General features: G+C 47.0%; 19 protein-coding genes. All 19 read right to left on the bottom strand.

Features of this window, described 5'->3' with window-relative positions; translation table 11 throughout:
- Positions 1-27: 27 nt before the first annotated feature.
- The 19 genes from DXA57_RS01650 to DXA57_RS01735 all read right to left on the bottom strand — a co-directional run bounded on the left by DXA57_RS01650 (position 28) and on the right by DXA57_RS01735 (position 16,712).
- On the bottom strand, positions 28-441 hold the full coding sequence (locus tag DXA57_RS01650; protein ID WP_117764160.1) for a stage V sporulation protein AB: 414 nt from the start codon (positions 439-441) through the stop codon (positions 28-30).
- Positions 438-1,070 carry a stage V sporulation protein AA gene (locus DXA57_RS01655; RefSeq protein WP_117764161.1) on the bottom strand — a complete coding sequence of 211 codons (633 nt, stop codon included), beginning with the start codon at positions 1,068-1,070 and terminating at the stop codon, positions 438-440. The genes DXA57_RS01650 and DXA57_RS01655 overlap by 4 nt, the downstream gene beginning before the upstream one ends.
- 60 nt (positions 1,071-1,130) lie before the next feature.
- Positions 1,131-1,847 (bottom strand): SigF/SigG family RNA polymerase sporulation sigma factor, encoded by a 717-nt coding sequence (locus DXA57_RS01660; protein WP_117764162.1) that lies wholly within the window; start codon positions 1,845-1,847, stop codon positions 1,131-1,133.
- 10 nt (positions 1,848-1,857) lie between these two features.
- Positions 1,858-2,304: an anti-sigma F factor gene (gene spoIIAB, locus DXA57_RS01665; protein WP_117764163.1), complete on the bottom strand. Its 447-nt coding sequence runs from the start codon at positions 2,302-2,304 to the stop codon at positions 1,858-1,860.
- Between the two features lie 14 nt (positions 2,305-2,318).
- Positions 2,319-2,654 (bottom strand): STAS domain-containing protein, encoded by a 336-nt coding sequence (locus tag DXA57_RS01670; RefSeq protein WP_117764164.1) that lies wholly within the window; start codon positions 2,652-2,654, stop codon positions 2,319-2,321.
- A gap of 98 nt (positions 2,655-2,752) precedes the next feature.
- Entirely contained in the window at positions 2,753-4,261 is a 1,509-nt protein-coding gene (locus DXA57_RS01675) for a tetratricopeptide repeat protein (RefSeq protein WP_117764165.1), read from the bottom strand.
- Between the two features lie 9 nt (positions 4,262-4,270).
- Positions 4,271-4,423: a hypothetical protein gene (locus DXA57_RS17280; RefSeq protein ID WP_199612650.1), complete on the bottom strand. Its 153-nt coding sequence runs from the start codon at positions 4,421-4,423 to the stop codon at positions 4,271-4,273.
- A 3-nt stretch (positions 4,424-4,426) separates the two neighbouring features.
- Complete coding sequence (locus tag DXA57_RS01680; protein ID WP_334294757.1) at positions 4,427-5,740, bottom strand: bifunctional folylpolyglutamate synthase/dihydrofolate synthase; 1,314 nt, start codon at positions 5,738-5,740, stop codon at positions 4,427-4,429.
- A 365-nt stretch (positions 5,741-6,105) separates the two neighbouring features.
- A complete protein-coding gene (locus DXA57_RS01685) occupies positions 6,106-6,858 on the bottom strand; it encodes an amino acid ABC transporter ATP-binding protein (protein WP_117764166.1) in 753 nt (250 codons plus the stop codon).
- A complete protein-coding gene (locus DXA57_RS01690) occupies positions 6,848-7,537 on the bottom strand; it encodes an amino acid ABC transporter permease (protein ID WP_330423171.1) in 690 nt (229 codons plus the stop codon). Before DXA57_RS01690 ends, DXA57_RS01685 begins: the two co-directional genes overlap by 11 nt.
- Positions 7,538-7,619: 82 nt before the next feature.
- Positions 7,620-8,468: a transporter substrate-binding domain-containing protein gene (locus DXA57_RS01695; RefSeq protein WP_117764168.1), complete on the bottom strand. Its 849-nt coding sequence runs from the start codon at positions 8,466-8,468 to the stop codon at positions 7,620-7,622.
- A 44-nt stretch (positions 8,469-8,512) separates the two neighbouring features.
- Complete coding sequence (locus DXA57_RS01700) at positions 8,513-9,586, bottom strand: site-specific integrase (protein ID WP_117764169.1); 1,074 nt, start codon at positions 9,584-9,586, stop codon at positions 8,513-8,515.
- A 92-nt stretch (positions 9,587-9,678) separates the two neighbouring features.
- On the bottom strand, positions 9,679-10,170 hold the full coding sequence (locus DXA57_RS01705) for a PTS sugar transporter subunit IIA (RefSeq protein ID WP_117764170.1): 492 nt from the start codon (positions 10,168-10,170) through the stop codon (positions 9,679-9,681).
- A 22-nt stretch (positions 10,171-10,192) separates the two neighbouring features.
- Positions 10,193-11,095: a radical SAM protein gene (locus DXA57_RS01710; RefSeq protein WP_243005679.1), complete on the bottom strand. Its 903-nt coding sequence runs from the start codon at positions 11,093-11,095 to the stop codon at positions 10,193-10,195.
- A gap of 237 nt (positions 11,096-11,332) precedes the next feature.
- A complete protein-coding gene (locus DXA57_RS01715; RefSeq protein ID WP_117764171.1) occupies positions 11,333-12,379 on the bottom strand; it encodes an amidohydrolase family protein in 1,047 nt (348 codons plus the stop codon).
- A gap of 21 nt (positions 12,380-12,400) precedes the next feature.
- Complete coding sequence (locus DXA57_RS01720; protein WP_199612652.1) at positions 12,401-13,222, bottom strand: carbohydrate ABC transporter permease; 822 nt, start codon at positions 13,220-13,222, stop codon at positions 12,401-12,403.
- Complete coding sequence (locus DXA57_RS01725) at positions 13,219-14,157, bottom strand: carbohydrate ABC transporter permease (RefSeq protein WP_243005680.1); 939 nt, start codon at positions 14,155-14,157, stop codon at positions 13,219-13,221. The genes DXA57_RS01720 and DXA57_RS01725 overlap by 4 nt, the downstream gene beginning before the upstream one ends.
- A 142-nt stretch (positions 14,158-14,299) precedes the next feature.
- On the bottom strand, positions 14,300-15,559 hold the full coding sequence (locus tag DXA57_RS01730) for an ABC transporter substrate-binding protein (protein WP_117764172.1): 1,260 nt from the start codon (positions 15,557-15,559) through the stop codon (positions 14,300-14,302).
- 100 nt (positions 15,560-15,659) lie between these two features.
- Positions 15,660-16,712: a LacI family DNA-binding transcriptional regulator gene (locus tag DXA57_RS01735; protein WP_117764173.1), complete on the bottom strand. Its 1,053-nt coding sequence runs from the start codon at positions 16,710-16,712 to the stop codon at positions 15,660-15,662.
- Between the last annotated feature and the right edge of the window lie 225 nt (positions 16,713-16,937).

Raw genomic sequence — 16,937 nt, forward strand, 5'->3', positions numbered from 1 at the left:
CCTTTCTACCATGTTCTTTTCATAAGTTTACCACCGCAGATAAAAATGCAGCAGGCTTCCGGTCATTTTCCCAAGAGCGATCGCAATAACCACCACGCTTAAGCCTCTGGTCAGCCCGATCCGCCGGGCAAGAATGGGAAAAATATTGACAACCTCTGCCAGTGCCAGGATCCAGCCTCCCACAAAGATCCCCGAAAAAAGCCCTAAGACGGCAAGTCCCGGAAGCTCCAGCGGGATTGTCGGCTGATAGACGGTCATCAGTGTCCCGCACACGGCTCCTGCAGAAATTGCTGTTTCATAAATTTTCACCCTGTCAGCCGTATGGCTGATTCCCACAAAACGAGTAATCACTCCAAGCCCCACCAGAAGAGCGGTCACCCCGCCTGCGATGACAAGTCCCCCGGAAAGCCCGATGATTCCCAGAAAGATCTGTTCCTTCAATGTTTTTCCTCCTTTTTCCTCTCCGGTGTTCTCCTGCTCGCCTCCAGAACCGTGGTATCCACCTGATCCTCATAGGAACGCATCTCCACTTCCAGCGGTGTCGGGTCTGCCGTCAGCTTTTTCCCCGCAAAATGATTAAAAAAGACCAGCACTCCCAGACCGATCCCGATGGAATAGGTCACTTCCAGGATGGTAAAGCCATCGGAGACCTGCCCGGTAAACTGTTCATAAAGCTGCCCGAAAAGTCTTGGGATGTCCACGTCGTTATTAAAGGTCATAATTGCAAAAGCTGCACCGAAAAAAGCAATGAAAGCCACAAGTACCGTCTTGCACCAGGCCAGGATCCCTCCCGGCTGTTTCTTTTTTTCAAAGGTCAGGATAAAATCCGTTTCCCCTTCGTTGCTGACTGTGACTCCCGGAATTTCTTTCTGGATCAGAGCGATCACAGTCATCACAGAAACCGGATAACGCCCGGGTCCCTGAACCGTATCCGCCGGAAGCTTCAGCACCCGGATCCGGTTTTCCAGGGCACTGTCATCTGACACGATCTGTGCAATGTCTTTCAGATAAACGCTCCGGCTGCGGATCTGCACGTTTTTTTCAATTTTCAGATAAACGGTCCCGCTCATACAAAGCACCTCTCTTTTTACAACTATTCTTCCTTTTCCGGACAAAAAATATGCAGGGACTCAGAAAAATCTTCCCCGCATTTTTTTCAGTACCTTTTTTTCCATCCTTGAGACCTGAACCTGCGTCATGGAAAGAGCGGCCGCCACCTGATTCTGAGTCTTTTCTTCAAAATACCGCATTTTGATAAGCTTTTTTTCCTGTTCCTCCAGAGAATCCATCACCTCCTGAAGGACCAGATGATCCAGAAGTCTTTCATTTGGATTGTCCTTTTCCTCCAGCCGGTCTTCCAGAGAAATGGCATTTCCGTCTCCCTGATAGATTGTCCGGTAAATGGAATCCACCTCTGCAGACGACTCCATCGCCATAACGATCTCCTCACCGGAAAGCCCGGTCTCCGCCGAAAGTTCCTGCATGCAGGGCTCTCTTCCCAGACACTTTTCCAGCCGTTCCCTGGCCGAAAACACCTTTCTTGCATTCTCCTTCAGGCTCCGGCTTACTTTGATCATCCCGTCATCCCTCAGAAACCGCTTGATCTCTCCGGCGATCATAGGAACCGCGTATGTGGAAAACTGCACTTCAAATCCCGTATCAAACTTGTCTACCGCCTTGATCAGACCGATGCTTCCGATCTGCACCAGATCTTCCATTTCAATGCCCCGTCCCAGAAAACGGCGCACGATGCTGTAGACCAGTCCGATGTTCTCTTCTACCAGTGTATTTCTTGCCTTTTTATCCCCTTGGTGTGATTTTGCGATTAACGCCAGGGTTCTTTCCATAGGCTTCCTTTCACTGTTCAAACTTATTTATCGTTCTTCCGATCTTCTTTTTCATCGTTACCCGGGTTCCTTCGCCCGGACGGGACTCCACCTCCAGCGAATCCATAAAAGCTTCCATAAAGGCAAATCCCATACCGCAGCGTTCGGAATCCGGTTTTGTGGTAAACAAAGGCTCCATAGCCTGATGGACATCTGCAATGCCGCAGCCTCTGTCCTCTACCAGTATCGTAAGCTCCTGTCCTTTGATCATACATTCCACCAGGATCTTTTCCACCTTTCCCTCATAGGCATGGACCACACAGTTGGTCACAGCCTCGGAAAGAGCAGTCTTCACATCTGCCACCTCCTCAAGCGTAGGATTCAGCTGACTCAAAAAAGCTGCCACGGCTACTCTGGCAAAGCTTTCATTGGCAGAACGGCTGTCGAATTCCAGTTTCATTCTGTTTTCATACTCCATCTGCATTTTCCTCCTCAAAATACTTCTGAATGTTTTGGCAATTCCTCATAGATATCGATGTATTTATAAACACCGGACAGTGTCAGGATCCTGCGGATCCGCTCGTTGACCCGCACAGCCAGCACCGTACCTCCGGCAAACCGGATATTTTTATACCGGCCCATGATCATTCCGATACCGGAGCTGTCCATAAAACTGGTCTTTTCGAAATCAAAAATGATACTCCGGATATTCCTTGTTTCCAGCAGATGATCTGCCTCTTTTTTGATCTCCTCCGCATGATGATGATCCAGTTCTTTCGGCATATGGATCGTCAGATTGGTTCCTCTGACCACAAAAGTTTTTTCCATTTCGTTTTGTCTCCTTCCTTTTTAAATCTTTTTTTCAATAAGAAAAGGACGCATGGATTTTTCTTTCCATACGTCCTCTGCTCCGAGGTTTCTCTTATTTACTGAATCGTTGTAATGTCATCCGCATCCACCGGATTGCCGCTGGCGTCTGTTTCTTTCGTCTGCGTCACCGGATTGCCGCTGGCATCTGTTTCTCCTGTCTGTGTTTCTGTCCCACTGGAAGTATTTGTGATATAGGGCTGGATCTCGGAAGCCTTTGCCGGGAACCTCTGCAGTGCTTCTTTAAACGTCTTATCTGCATTGACCGTATCTCCGGAATTCCGGTAAGACCATGCCAGATAATTGATGGCATCAAAAGAGTCCGGATTTGCGGCCACTGCTTTGGTATACTCGGCAATAGCAGTCGCATAATCACCTGCCATGTAAGCAGTGCCGGCTTTATTGTAAGCTTCATTAAACACATAGTCCTGAAGCAGGGTATTCAGGCTGGTGTAAAGATTTTTTCCTTCACCGGTCATGGATTCTCCATCCACCTCTGCCAGCTGGGCTGCTGCAGAAGACTGATCTCCCGTCAGATAAGTGCCTGCCGCTTTCAGAAGCTGATCATAAGACTCCACCTTTTTATTCGCGTCATCCTTTGTCTTGTTTGCCGCATCCACCTCACTCTGGTAAGTCTCGATCTGTTCCTCCAGTCCCTGTACCTGTGCCACCTGCTGCGCCATTTTCGTATTTGCATCCGTCACCTGCTTATTCGCAGACGCATTGACACTCTGACGCGTAGCCGGAACTGCTAAAAACCACACAATAGCCCCGCCCAGGATCAGTCCCAGGAAGATATTAAAAAAGGTAGCTGCCGCAGAGCTTTCCCGAAAAGTAGCCGGCTGAATGATCATCTCATTGCCGTTCATGTAGGTTGTCGCCCCTGTCAGCCGGTTTACCGTCTCTTCACGGGCATACTTCTTCTTATGCTTCACCTCAAGACTGGTGGAAATACCGGTTGCCAGTTCCACTTCCTTCAGATAACGGAGCGTGGTGGTATTCGTGGTATCGATATAAGCCGCCTTTTTGAGAAGCTTTCTGGCTTTCTCGTAGTCCTGACGCTTCAGATAGAGAAGTGCCAGAAGATGATAGGCTTTGATAAACTTCGGGTTCTGGGCAAGAACCTTTTTCAGCTGGATCATAGCCATGTCTTCATTGTCCTGACGACAATAAAGAAGCGCCTGGTTATATTTCCGGATGGTCTGGTTGATGGTATCCAGTTTGTTTTTATTTGACTGCAGCTTGGCTATGTACACATCTGCCACATTGTCGGGTACGTTCAGATTTTTACTGATGACCCACTCACTTAAGGCAGATACCACCTCACCGGTCTCAAAATAGACCAGACCCAGGAGGTTTCTCGCCGCTACATTTTCCTTGTTGAACTTCAGACTCCGTTTCAGACAGGCAATGGCTCCGGAAAGATCACGCACCTGCGCTTTCTCCAGTCCTTCGTTGTAAAGAAGGTTGGAGATCCTTCCGATCCGCTTCAGAAGCGTCACATCCGCACCGCAGCCCGTACAGTAGTCAATGGATGACAACGGAGTTCCACAGTATATACATCTCATAAATTCCCCTTATGATTTCTGTTTCTTTTTCTTTTCATCGTTGATCAGCTCTTTCAGGATATCGGTGACATCCGTGAAATCTCTGTTATAGATCGCATCCTCTGCCTCGTTTACATCCAGGCTTGGATGAAATTTCTTTAATTCTTCTTCGTAATTGATCATGTATCAGCACTCCTTCTTTTTCCGCTCTGCCAGAATCGCCTTCAGCTCACCCACCAGATAAAGAGAACCCACACAGAACAGCATGCCATCTTCCTTCTCCTTCAGGGCTTCCTCGAACGCATCAGCGATCCCGGATACCGCCGTTACCGGTGCGTCCGTATATTTCCGGAAAACAGCCGCCAGCTCTTCTGCCGGTACGTTCCGGTCACCTTTGATCTCTGTGGCAACCACAGCAGAAAGGTTGGTCTCATGGCAGATGGTTTCGATCATGGTCTCAAAATTTTTCTCCACAACGGCAGCAAAGAGCATAACTACCCGACGGCTTCCTTCGATCTCTTTCACCGTCCGGACGAACTCCTTCACACCTGCCGTATTGTGGGCACCGTCCAGAACCACACCTGGCATCACCGTCTCCATACGGCCCTGCCAGCGGGTCTTTTTGATTCCTTCCAGGCGGGTCTCCAGCGAAATCTCATGCGCTTGATCCACTGCATCTATAGCCATAAGTGCCAGAGAACTGTTCATCATCTGATAGTCAGCCAGATAGGGAACTGTCACAGCCGTATGTTCATAATACCCACAATTCAGGTAAAAATCAATGCTTTTGTCTGTCTTAAGGAAAACTTCACACATGGACGGATAAACCGGGTAAGCCGGACTTCCCAGTTCCTTTGCCCGGGCAAGGATGACTTTTTCTGCCTCTGGAGAGCTTCCGTCATAGATCACAGGCACACCCGGTTTGATGATACCGGCTTTTTCAAAAGCGATCTTTTCTATCGTATCACCAAGGATCTCCGTGTGATCCAGACTGATGGAAGTGATCACAGTCGCCAGCGGATGCTCGACGGTATTGGTGGCATCCAGCCGTCCGCCAAGACCTGTCTCCAGGACTACATATTCCGCCTTGAGCTCTGCAAAAAGCACCATCGCCACACCAAAGAGCAATTCGAAATAGGTGGGATGCGGCAGCCCGTCTGCCTGCATGCCTTTTACCACTTCATCTACTTTTAAAAAGGCAGAGAGAAATTCTTCATCCGATACCATCTGATTGTTGATCTGAAAACGTTCGTTGATCTTCACCAGATGCGGAGAAGTAAAGAGAGCCGTTCTCTTTCCGCCCTCCGTCAGCATGGAGGAAAGGAAGGCACAGACAGAGCCTTTTCCATTGGTCCCTGCCACATGGATGATCTTCATGGAACGCTCCGGATGGCCCAGCCGGTTCAGAAACTCTGCTGTATGCTCCGGTTTGTTTTTTGTCGTAAATTTAGGAATATTGTATATATATTCAACTGCTTCTGTATAATTCAAAATAGTCACCTTTTTTCTTTAGATTTGTACAGGCACAGGGGAACCTGTCCTTTTGCCCCTGCATCACCATTATAATATAGCCTTCGATTTATGCAAGAAAATTTTTTCGCAAAAACTGTCAAAAGCTTCTTTCCATAAAAAAGAAGCCCCGGAAAACCGGAACCTCTTTATGGATATTGGTTTATTGTAACTGTTCAGGACGTTCAAAACAACAGGCCACAGACCCGCGCATTGCATGCGCTCTCGCTGCATTCGCAGCTTTTGTCTGAGGCTAATGGGCGTTCCGCCCATTCCCAAATAAAAAATTCATCCTATTGCAAACAAGTTTGCATAGTCTGATTTTTCATTTCGCTGATATTCTGAACTGTTACGATTTATTTGATGATCTTGCTCAGGAACGTCTTCAGACGTTCACTCTTTGGATGTTCAAAGAAATTCTCCGGATCATTTTCTTCCTGTACCTGACCGTCTGCCATAAAGATCACCCGGTCCGCCACCTCACGGGCAAAGCCCATCTCATGCGTGACAACCACCATGGTCATATGCTCGTTGGCCAGTTCCTTCATAACATTTAACACCTCGCCTACCATCTCCGGATCCAGTGCAGAGGTCGGCTCGTCAAAAAGCATTACTTCCGGATTCATGCAAAGTGCCCGGACAATGGCAATACGCTGTTTCTGTCCGCCGGACAACTGACTCGGATAAGCGTTGGCACGGTCTTCCAGACCAACCCGTTTCAGAAGCTCCATTGCCTGCTTCTCCACTTCTTCCTTTGGCCGTTTCTGCAGTTTGACAGGCGCCAGCGTCATGTTTTTCAGGATCGTCATATGCGGAAACAGGTTGAAATGCTGAAACACCATCCCCATCCTCTGTCTGTGTTTATCCAGATCCACATCTTTTCCCATCAGATCCGTTCCGTCAAAATAAATATGGCCTTCCGTCGGGACCTCCAGAAGGTTCAGAGAACGCAGGAAGGTAGATTTTCCGCTTCCGGAAGGACCTACGATCACAACAACCTCGCCTTTACGGATCTCCTGGCTCACACCGTTCAGGGCATGCAGACCGCCCGGGAATACTTTTTTCAGATTTTCGGTCCGGATCAGGACCTCTCCTTTATTAGTGGTCACTGTTACGCAGCCTCCTTTCCAGAATACCAACCAGTTTGGTGAAGATCGTTACCATGACAAGATAGATCAGTGCCACAGTGAGCAGCGGGAAAAATGCGCTGAAAGTACGGCTTCTGATGATATCGCCGCCCTTCGTCAGATCCTCCAGAGCAATATAACCAGCAACGGAGGTCTCTTTTAAGAGAACGATAAACTCGTTTCCAAGTGCCGGAAGTACATTTTTGAATGCCTGCGGCATGATGATATAAAGCATGGTTTTTCCATAACTGAAGCCAAGGCTTCTTCCAGCCTCAAACTGTCCGTCATCGATGGACATGATACCGGAACGGAAGATCTCTGCCACATAAGCGCCTGAGTTCAGGCCAAACGCCATGATCGCCACAAAAACCTTGTCGATCTTCACGGAACCAAATACCACGAAATAGATGATCAGAAGCTGTACAACGACCGGAGTACCACGGATCACCGTGATATAGATTCCGCAAAGGAAGCTTCCGATCTTCATTTTGCCTGTCTTTGCATAAGTAGAACGAACCACCGCTACCAGAAGTCCCAGAACAATACCGATGAGTACGGCAAAGAAGGTAACCTCCAGTGTAACTTTCAGACCATTGGTCAGATAACGCCATCTATTATCGGCGATAAAGTTGTTATAAATCTGCTCGCGCAGCCACTCCATAATTTTACCTCACATCCTTTTTTCCAAAAACAAGGGAGCCAGCTTTCCGGCTCCCCTGCCTGTTACCTATAAAGCGTCTTTCTTACTCCTCAAAATCATCTTTTACAATGATGACCTGTTTGGAGCTGTAATAGCTGTCAGAGAACAGAACCTCTTTCTCACGGTCCGGAGTTACGGTCATACCTGCAACACCCATATCTGCTTTTCCGCTGTTTACTGCCGGAATGATGGAATCAAAAGCCATATCCTCGACCTCAAGCTCCATGCCCAGTTTATCACAGATGGCCTGAGCAAAGTCTATATCCAGACCGGTGATCTCATCACTTTCATAATATTCATACGGCGGGAACTCTGCGTTGGTAGCCATGGTCAGGGTACCGTTGGAACGATCCACATCTTCCGGAGACTCATAATAGTTCTCTCCGGCCGTATCACCAATGTAGGAATTGGCGATCTGATCGAAGATTCCCTCTTCTTTCAGCTCTTTAATCGCCTCGTTGACTTTGTCCGCAAGTTCTGTATTCTCTTTTGAAAAGCAGATTGCATAATCTTCCTGGCTGTATGCACTCTCCAGGATCTTCAGTCCTTCTACTGATTTTACAAACTCTTCTGCCGGCAGCTCATCGATGACAACGGCATCGATCTTTCCCTGAACCAGAGCCTGTACTGCCTCAAAGCCTTTATTGTAACGCTCTACTGCATCGTCACCATATTCATCGGTAACAGAAAGATCTCCGGTAGTTCCAAGCTGTACACCCATAGTCAAGCCGGTCAGATCTACTTTTTTCTCCGTCTCACTTTCTGCTTCGGAGGCTCCCTCAGTCTCTGCTGCAGCTGTTTCAGTCTCGGTCTCTGCTGCTGAAGCAGAAACTGCCATCGGAACGACTGCCATGATTGCGCTTAACATTACTGCTACGATACGTTTTTTCATAATTATACATCCTCCTAAATATTTAAAAATTATCTTCCCTAAAATTAACATTCTTTTCCCCACTTGTCAACTGCCAATTTTCGGTTTCTCTGTCTTTTTTCACCATCATTGTATTTTTTCTGCGAATCTGCCAATATTGGAGACACTTCTTCCGTCACTTTGTCAGACCTGCACAAAGGACGTACTTTCTCCATATTTCGCCTTTTCATCTCCAGAGAGGAATGGACGTAACGGTTCAATGTGATATTGACGCTTGCATGGCCGAGGATCTCACTCAATGCTTTGATGTCCACACCACTCTCTATGCAGCGGGTGGCAAAGGTATGACGAAGTGCATGGAAATTCACCGGCCGGAGCCGACAGGCCTCCTGATATTTCCGGAAATGGTTTTGCAGGTTTCTCGGTTCCATAAAACAGGTTTCCGAACCGGTCAGTAGATATGCTTCTTCCGGGTAACTCCTCATATATTCCATATGTTCCAGAAGAAACGAAGGGATCGGAATTTCCCGGATCGAGTGAAAACTTTTCGGTTCCGTAATGACGATCTTCGTTTTCGGACCTTTCTCCGCTTCTGCTGCCTGTACCCGCTGCATCGTAGCATGGATCCGGAGGATTCCTTCCTCATAGAAGACATGCTTTCGCTTCAGAGCGCAGATTTCCCCCAGACGGATCCCCATATAAAGACTCAGCAGGATTCCCGTCCGGACCGGATCCTTTTCTCCCAGAAGAAAAGCTTCTAATTTTATTTGCGACTGCCGTTCCAGCACAACTGCCTTTTTTTCTTTTTTCTTCACATGCAGAAGTTCCAGCCTGCACGGCGTATGATACCCCAGAAGTTCTCCGTAAGACAGGATCTCCTTCAGGACCATCAAAATGTCTCCCATCGTTTTTTCGGAAATTTTTTCTGCTGTCTCCTCTCTCATCAGCTCCAGTCCCAGCTCTCGCCGCACCATCTCCTCTGCCTGCCGGGTGGTAAGTTCCCCATCCTGGCAGTTTCCAAGAGCGGGAATCAGATGTTTTCTTACTACATTTGCATACTTTGCATACGTGGATTCTTTGACCCGGCAGCGGATGTTCCCCAGCCAGAGCTCTGCCACTTCTTGAAACGTACTTTCCATTTTTCTTCCTCCAGATAAGTTTTTCAGAAAGTATCGTATCAAAAAAAGACTCCGGAAAACGCTTTTCCTGTTCCGTTTCCGAAGTCTTTCCTTTACTCAAAGTCTGCGATCACCGTTTCCCCTGCCGTTGCATGGATACCCGTGTGAAAATGGATCTTCTTTACACCGGCTTCATCCGTCACTGCCAGGATCGTCAGAGCCGTATGGCCTGCCTTTTTGATCTCTTCCGGTGAAAATGTGATAAGCGGTGCTCCTTTTTCCACGTTCTCCCCTATGCTTACATGAAGCTGAAAACCTTTCCCCTTCATATCGACTGTATCGAGGCCTACATGGATCAGACATTCCACGCCATTGACAAATTTCAGCCCCAGTGCATGTCTGGAATCTTCCATAACTGCTGTTACTTCTGCTGCTGCCGGTGCTGTCACCACATGATTTTCCGGCTCGATGGCCACGCCGTCACCCATGATCCCTGCGGAAAATACCTGATCCGGTACTTCTGAGATCGGAATGACCTTTCCATCCAGAAAAGCGGTAAGCGTTTCCAGTTCCTGACCTTCTTTTTTCTTTACAAATGAAAACATGTCAACCCCCCTTTTTGGTTTTTCAGACGCCCTCCCCGTTAAAATCAGGGATAAAGCTCTCTTTTGCTGCTTCCCCTTCCTGAAAAAAGCCGTTTTCAATTCCCAGCTCCAGGGCATAATCCAAAAGCCGCTCATACTCCCGCCTGGTCACTTTCCGGTTGAGTTCCTCAAATGGCAGCTCCTTCGAAAGCGGCGTATACTGACTCATAATGCTGATATAGATCCGGTTTCCATAGGTGTCATGAAGATAACGAAGCACTTCTCTGGAATTTTTCACATGACCGGGCAAGAGAAGATGACGGACAACGACCCCTTTTCTGAGATAACCTTCCTCATCAAAAACGCACGCCCCTGTCTGACAGGCCATCTCGTCAATGGCCTTCATCGCCCGTTCCCGGTAATCCGGCACTCCGGAAAAACGAAGTCCCAGTTCATCATCCCAGTATTTAAAATCCGGAAGCCAGATATCTACAGAACCCTTCAGAAGACGGATCGTTTCCGGCTTTTCATAGCCGCTGGAATTATAGACTACCGGAAGTGTCAGCCCCTGTTCTTTTGCAAGTGTCAGCCCCTCCAGGATCCCGGGAACAAAATGCTCTCCCGTCACCAGATTGATATTGGCCGCCCCTTTTTCCTGAAGTTCCAGAAAAATCTCTGCAAGCCGTTCTTCGCTGATCTCTTTTCCAAGACCGCCATAAGAAAGCTCCCGGTTCTGGCAGAAAATACAGCCCAGAGAACAGCCGGAAAAAAATACCGTCCCGGAGCCTCTTGTTCCGGAAATACAAGGTTCTTCCCACATATGAAGTGCTGCTCTTCCCACACGGAGCACGGAATTTTCCCCACATGCTCCTTTTTTGCCGGAAAGACGATCCGCATGGCACTCTCTCGGACAAAGCGTACAGCTTTGATAAAGCTCGTTCTTCAAGTTTTCACCTTCTTCTATTTTACACCATTTTTCCAAACAGTAAAGCGGACATTCACAATCCGCTTCGCGCCTGCATTCAAATTATATAGTTCTTTTTTGGGATTGTCCATTTATTTCTTGTTTTTATTATTTCTTTTATCTGCATGCACTGTTGTTAGTATCATTCCATTTAAGTTAAAAAAGAAGGTGCTGCCATCAGGCAACACCTTCTCAAACGATCCGTATCTATTATGTGTTTTATTTTTCAACAAGTGCCAGCAGTTTTTCCTTTATCTTTTCCTGCTCTGCAGGATCCGGATACATCCGCTTTGTCCACTCAAGTGCGATCGGAAGATATTCCTCCTTCACGGCCTTATCATCGATCGGTTTGGGATTTCCCGGCTGAATAACGCTTCTGTAAGTATCCCGGTAAATCTTCTTCAGTGCTTCATCTGAGAGATTTAATCCTTTACAGCGGTAGCCATCTGCATTCATATAAACAGCATCTGTTTCCAGACTGCTGCGCAGGCACTCGATCCGTCCTTCCCAGCCTGCCCCGAAAATGTCTGTTCCATAAACAAGCCTTCCGGCATATTTTTCAATGAAATCACGCCATCTTTCATCCCGTTCAAAACCTTCATACATTTCCCATCCTGGGCACAGATCAAACGTCAGATTCGGATACGTCTCCAGCAATTCCTCCGCAAGGTCATACTGATCAGCATTGGAAAGGAAGAAGATATGTGCGATCGTCATGTTCAGCTTCGGATGCTTCTTCAGGATTCCAATCGTTTCTTCCCGGATCTGCTCATGAGTCGGATACGTTTCGTCACAGTAATATCCGGCTTCCATTGCCCACTTTGGAATCCGTTCTTTGTCCCAGAATTCCACCGGATCGTTGGAATGCAGGAGTACCGGGATATTATTTCTTTCCAGAAAATCGTACATCGGATCGTAACATTCATCACACAGAGAAACACCATCCGCCTTACGACATTCCGGTTTTCCGAACAGCAGCTTCATTCCGTCAAATCCGACTTTATGATAAGCCTGTACCTGCCGCAGCAGCTCGTCCGCCTCCGGTGCACCCTCTCCTGTCTTATGAAGGCATGCATAAGCATAGATCTTTTCCGGTGCTTTTTTCTTGATATCCAGAAGTTCCAGATTTCCCCAGACACATTTTGGATTTATACTCCCTGATAAAAGCACATACTGTTCATATTCCGCTTTCTTCACTGCTTTGTTGATCTCTTCGATATCGCCTACATGAATGTGTGTATCGATGATCGGATATTTAAAATACATTTTTTTCCTCCTGTTCCGGCCTTAAGCCTTGGTTCCTGTCATTGCGATTCCCTCTACAAAGCTCTTCTGGAAGAAGAAGAAGAGAAGGATCATCGGCATTGCGGCGATTACGCCGCCTGCCATGAGTTCCGGGTAATTGGTAATGTTCTGTCCTACCATGTTTGCAAGTCCTGCAGACAGCACCATCTTATTCATATCCACGTTGATGATCAACGGCCACATCATATCTTTCCATGCGCCAAGTCCTGTCAGAATACACAGAGCTGTGATCGGTGCTTTCAGAAGCGGGAGCAGGATCTGCAGGTAAATCCGAAAACGGCTGCAGCCATCCAGCATTGCCGCCTCGTCCAGTTCCAGCGGCAGTGAGGAGAAAAACTGCCGCAGCATGAACAATGCAAAAATATTAAAGACCTTCGGCAGCCAGAGCGCTGTCAGGGTATTATTCAGATGCCATGCCACCATGATGTCATAATGTGGAATCAGAAAGATCTGACTTGGGATCATCATCATACTGAGGATCAGCAGAAACAGCAGATTTTTCCCCGGAAACTTCAGTCTGGCAAACGCATAGGCTGCCAGTGAACAAACCAGGATCTGGCTGACGATTGACAGGATCATGACAATAAAAGTGTTCACATACAGTCTCAGGATCGGATAGTTATTCCATACTTTTGCATAATTTGACCATTGAGGGAGCTCCGGAAAAATTACCATAGGGATCTGAATACTCTCGGCATACGTTTTTAAAGAAGTCAACAGCATCCATCCAAATGGAACCAGAGTGATCAGGGCACAGAGGATCAGAAACGCATGGATCGCGATCGTCGCTTTTCGTTTTCTCACTTGTCATCACCTCCGTTTTCTGAATAAACCCATTTTTTCTGAAGTTTCATCTGAACAATCGTGATCACCAGAATGATCAGGAAGAGCATATTTGCCATTGCCGCGCCGTATCCTTTGTTAAACTTGGTAAATGCCTCCTCATAAAACAGCATAACGATGCTTCGCGCTCCCTTCATTCCGGAACTTGTCGATGAGATCATCAGGAAAATAAGATCAAATACCTGGAAGAATCCGATGATTTCCGTCACAACCAGCATAAACGTTGTTGGTGAAAGAAGCGGAAACGTGATGGATCTGAACTTTTGCCAGGCGTTCGCGCCGTCGATCTCTGCCGCCTCATAGTAAGAGGTTGAAATCCCCTGCAGACCAGACAGAAAGATAATAACTGCCGTTCCGATGCTGGACCAGATCAGTACGATACAGACTGCCAGCAGCGACCACTTCGGATCAGAAAGCCAGGCAGGTCCGGTGATCCCGATCCCTGCAAGCATTTCATTGATCAGACCGAACTGGTTGTTAAACAGCCACTTCCACAGCATTCCCACTGCAGTAGGCAGTGTGATGACCGGAAGGTAGATTAGTGTCCGGTAAATCCCCATTCCTTTGATTTTCTGATTCAATGCCACCGCAATAATAAGTGACAAAATAATAACTGCCGGCACGCAGATCACCACATACAACAGTGTATTCTGGATCGCCTGATAAAATTTCGCATCTGCCAAAAGCTTCACATAATTGCTCAGTCCGACAAACTTTGCCTGACCGAGACTTTTCTTATTTGTAAAGCTGATGATGATATTCTGAACGAATGCATAAACATTAAAAATTGACACCCCGACCAGGAAGGGCAGCAAAAAAAGATACGCCTCCATTGCCTCTTTCTTTGCCCGTCTGCTTCTGTACTGCCGCACGTTCTCACTCCCTTTCATGTTCATTCAAAAATACCATCGGCAGGATTGCTGTGAAATGCACGTTATGCAACACATGACGTATTCATCTGCGCATCCTGGCAATCCTGCCGAGGGCTATATCAGATCAGAGACCGAATCTCTTCACTGATCAATTTCTTTTGTTGTATTACTTACCAGCTTCAATAGCGGCATTGATATCTGCTGCCATCTGTTCCAGGCCTTCCTTTACTTCGACATTTTTATTGAAGATTTCAATGATCTGCTCATTCATGATGGAGTTGATTTCATCTGACGCATAGGCCGGTCCCATTTCAGCCGGTTTTGCTGACGGGATCACATCTACAAATGCCTGACCGTTAAATTTGGTAAAGCTTTCTCCATAATATTCCTGGGAGGATAATCTGGCCGGAAGGTCGATTCCGCTCTTTCCGATGATATCATTTGCTTCCTCACTTGCCAGATACTCTAGGAATTTCCATGCCTCGTCTTTGTGCTCACTTGCCGCATTCATGCCGTAATGCATGGTTGCAGCGAGGAAGTCCTGTGATTTTGCAGCCGGGATCTGGATCAGTTTTACATTTTCCATCTCTGCCTGCTCAACCTTCTGTGCACTGAAGGTCGGCAGATACAGCATACATGTCTGTCCGGAAATGAACAGTTCTTCCGCAGCAGTATCACTGATCGTCTGGTAATCCGGAATGTATCCCTCATCGATCATGTCCACCAGTGCCTGAATACCTGCAACTGCTTCATCAGAAGCAAGTGCGCTGGTGCCATCCTCATTGAATGCCTGACCGCCAAATTCATAGATCACAGGCTCCCAGGCTCCATTTGCAGAATTCAGGATAAAGTCCATCGGATAGATTGAATCTCCTGCTGCTTCGATCGCCGTTTTCAGTTCTCCACATACCGTGAGCATATCGTCCCAGGTCCATCCATTCTCCGGCTCTGTCACCCCGTATTTTTCAAACAATGCGGAATTGACGATCACTGCCAGAGAATCGGTTCCCTTCGGAACTGCGTAGTGTACACCATTGTACGTGCTGCTTTCAACTACTGACGGGGCATAAAGGGAAAAGTCGAAATCAGATTTCTCCATATAGTCGTCCAGCGGTTCCAGAATTCCTGCTTCTGCATATTTGGGCACCCAGATATTCATAAAGAATACATCTGCCGCCTGGTTTGCACCTGCTGATGCATCAAATTTTGTCCAGTACTGATCCCACGGAGTAAGCTGCATCTCCACATGGATATTCGGGTTCTGCTCCTCAAAATTGTCGATCAGCTGCTGGTAGACTACGGACTGGATCTCATCCCAGAGTGAAAAAGTGATCGTTACCTGGTCCTCCGCCGCTGTACCGGTTACTGCCATTGAAGCTGCGAGTACGCCGCTTAATACCATTGCTGTAAGTCTTTTTCTATTCATTTACGTTTCCCCACTTTCATTTTTTTGTTTTCATTCTTTTTTCTATCATTTACGCGCTGCGAAACTGCCGGCTTTTTCGCTTTGCAAAATGTTTCTCTGTTTAATTCTGTTTTCTTTCTGCACAGCTGCCCTTTTCCAGCAGCTGAAACCCTTTTAACCCATAGTGTCTTGATTTTCTATTTTCAGTTGTTTCCTTTTCTTCCTCACAGGCTTCCTTTTTTGGAAGCTCAAGGATTTCCATGATCGCCCTTACCAGGGCATCTGCATATGCATCCATCGGAAACGCCATTGTGGTAAGGCGTGGCGTCATACAATCCCCAAACGGGATCCCGTCCAGACCGATCACTGAAATATCCTCTGGAATCTTTATGCCCTGCTGCATCAGATACATCATTGCACCGATGGCCGTCTCATCACTGTAACACACGATTGCGGTCGGCTTATATGCGGAATGCATGATCGATCCGACACGTTTGTTTGCTTCCCTCATCGTACTCACATTATGCAGAACAATATCATCAATATACGGAACACCATATTTTTTGAGTGCCATCTGAAAACCACGCTTTCGCGCCGCTATAAATCCTGTCTGCCTCTCATCCTCTGCAAAAATTCCGCCGATCACCCGATGGCCGAGCCCGATGAGATAGGAAGTTGCCTCATAGATTGCTTTTTCGTTTACTTCTGCCCAGTGATCTTCCCACACCTCATTTGAGTCAAAAAAACAAGTCTGACGGCTTCTTGAGCGAAGAAGTTCTTCTTCCTTTTTACTCGTCTCTTTAGCGCAGAAGACCAGTTCTACATTCTGTTCCTGAAGGCGTTCATATGTCCGTATAAAGTTTTCATACCCCTCCTTCGCAAAGGCCATTGATACATTATAGCCGGCCTCTGTGATCCTGGTATTCAGACACTGAAGCAGATACAAATGATACTGGTTCATTTGTTCCGGAAAAATAATTCCGATCAGCCTGCTCCGTTTCGTTGCCAGCCCTCTGGCCATCGCGTTCGGATGGTAATCGTATTTTGCGATCACATCATAAACTCTCTGTTCCAGCTCACTGCTTACCCGTTTGCTCTTATTGAGCACCCGTGATACCGTCGCCGGTGAACATCCTGCCTTTTTTGCTATAAAATCAATGTTTACTGTATCCATTCTATTCCTCCGTGAAAGCGCTTTCCGTGATCCTTATTCTAGTGGGAAAGCCCTTTCCCCGCAATTGACAAAATATATAAATCAAACCTATCTTTGGTCGATTATTTCCATTCATTTTCTGTAACCATTCAGGATATCAACAAAACAAGAAATCAGACTGTGCAAATTTGTCTGTGACAGGATGTTTTTTTATTCATGTTTCATAAAAAGCAAGTGAGATCCATA

This window comes from Blautia sp. OF03-15BH (genome assembly GCF_003463065.1).
In the GTDB taxonomy this organism is placed as follows: domain Bacteria; phylum Bacillota; class Clostridia; order Lachnospirales; family Lachnospiraceae; genus Limivivens.

Excerpts from the sequence above, each read along its gene's own strand:
- DXA57_RS01655 (WP_117764161.1), bottom strand. The coding sequence starts at position 1,070 with ATGAGCGGGACCGTTTATCTGAAAATTGAAAAAAACGTGCAGATCCGC.
- DXA57_RS01660 (WP_117764162.1), bottom strand. The coding sequence starts at position 1,847 with ATGGAAAGAACCCTGGCGTTAATCGCAAAATCACACCAAGGGGATAAA.
- spoIIAB (WP_117764163.1), bottom strand. The coding sequence starts at position 2,304 with ATGGAGTATGAAAACAGAATGAAACTGGAATTCGACAGCCGTTCTGCC.
- DXA57_RS01670 (WP_117764164.1), bottom strand. The coding sequence starts at position 2,654 with ATGGAAAAAACTTTTGTGGTCAGAGGAACCAATCTGACGATCCATATG.
- DXA57_RS01675 (WP_117764165.1), bottom strand. The coding sequence starts at position 4,261 with ATGAGATGTATATACTGTGGAACTCCGTTGTCATCCATTGACTACTGT.
- DXA57_RS17280 (WP_199612650.1), bottom strand. The coding sequence starts at position 4,423 with ATGATCAATTACGAAGAAGAATTAAAGAAATTTCATCCAAGCCTGGAT.
- DXA57_RS01690 (WP_330423171.1), bottom strand. The coding sequence starts at position 7,537 with ATGGAGTGGCTGCGCGAGCAGATTTATAACAACTTTATCGCCGATAAT.
- DXA57_RS01695 (WP_117764168.1), bottom strand. The coding sequence starts at position 8,468 with ATGAAAAAACGTATCGTAGCAGTAATGTTAAGCGCAATCATGGCAGTC.
- DXA57_RS01700 (WP_117764169.1), bottom strand. The coding sequence starts at position 9,586 with ATGGAAAGTACGTTTCAAGAAGTGGCAGAGCTCTGGCTGGGGAACATC.
- DXA57_RS01705 (WP_117764170.1), bottom strand. The coding sequence starts at position 10,170 with ATGTTTTCATTTGTAAAGAAAAAAGAAGGTCAGGAACTGGAAACGCTT.
- DXA57_RS01715 (WP_117764171.1), bottom strand. The coding sequence starts at position 12,379 with ATGTATTTTAAATATCCGATCATCGATACACACATTCATGTAGGCGAT.
- DXA57_RS01725 (WP_243005680.1), bottom strand. The coding sequence starts at position 14,157 with ATGAACATGAAAGGGAGTGAGAACGTGCGGCAGTACAGAAGCAGACGG.
- DXA57_RS01730 (WP_117764172.1), bottom strand. The coding sequence starts at position 15,559 with ATGAATAGAAAAAGACTTACAGCAATGGTATTAAGCGGCGTACTCGCA.
- DXA57_RS01735 (WP_117764173.1), bottom strand. The coding sequence starts at position 16,712 with ATGGATACAGTAAACATTGATTTTATAGCAAAAAAGGCAGGATGTTCA.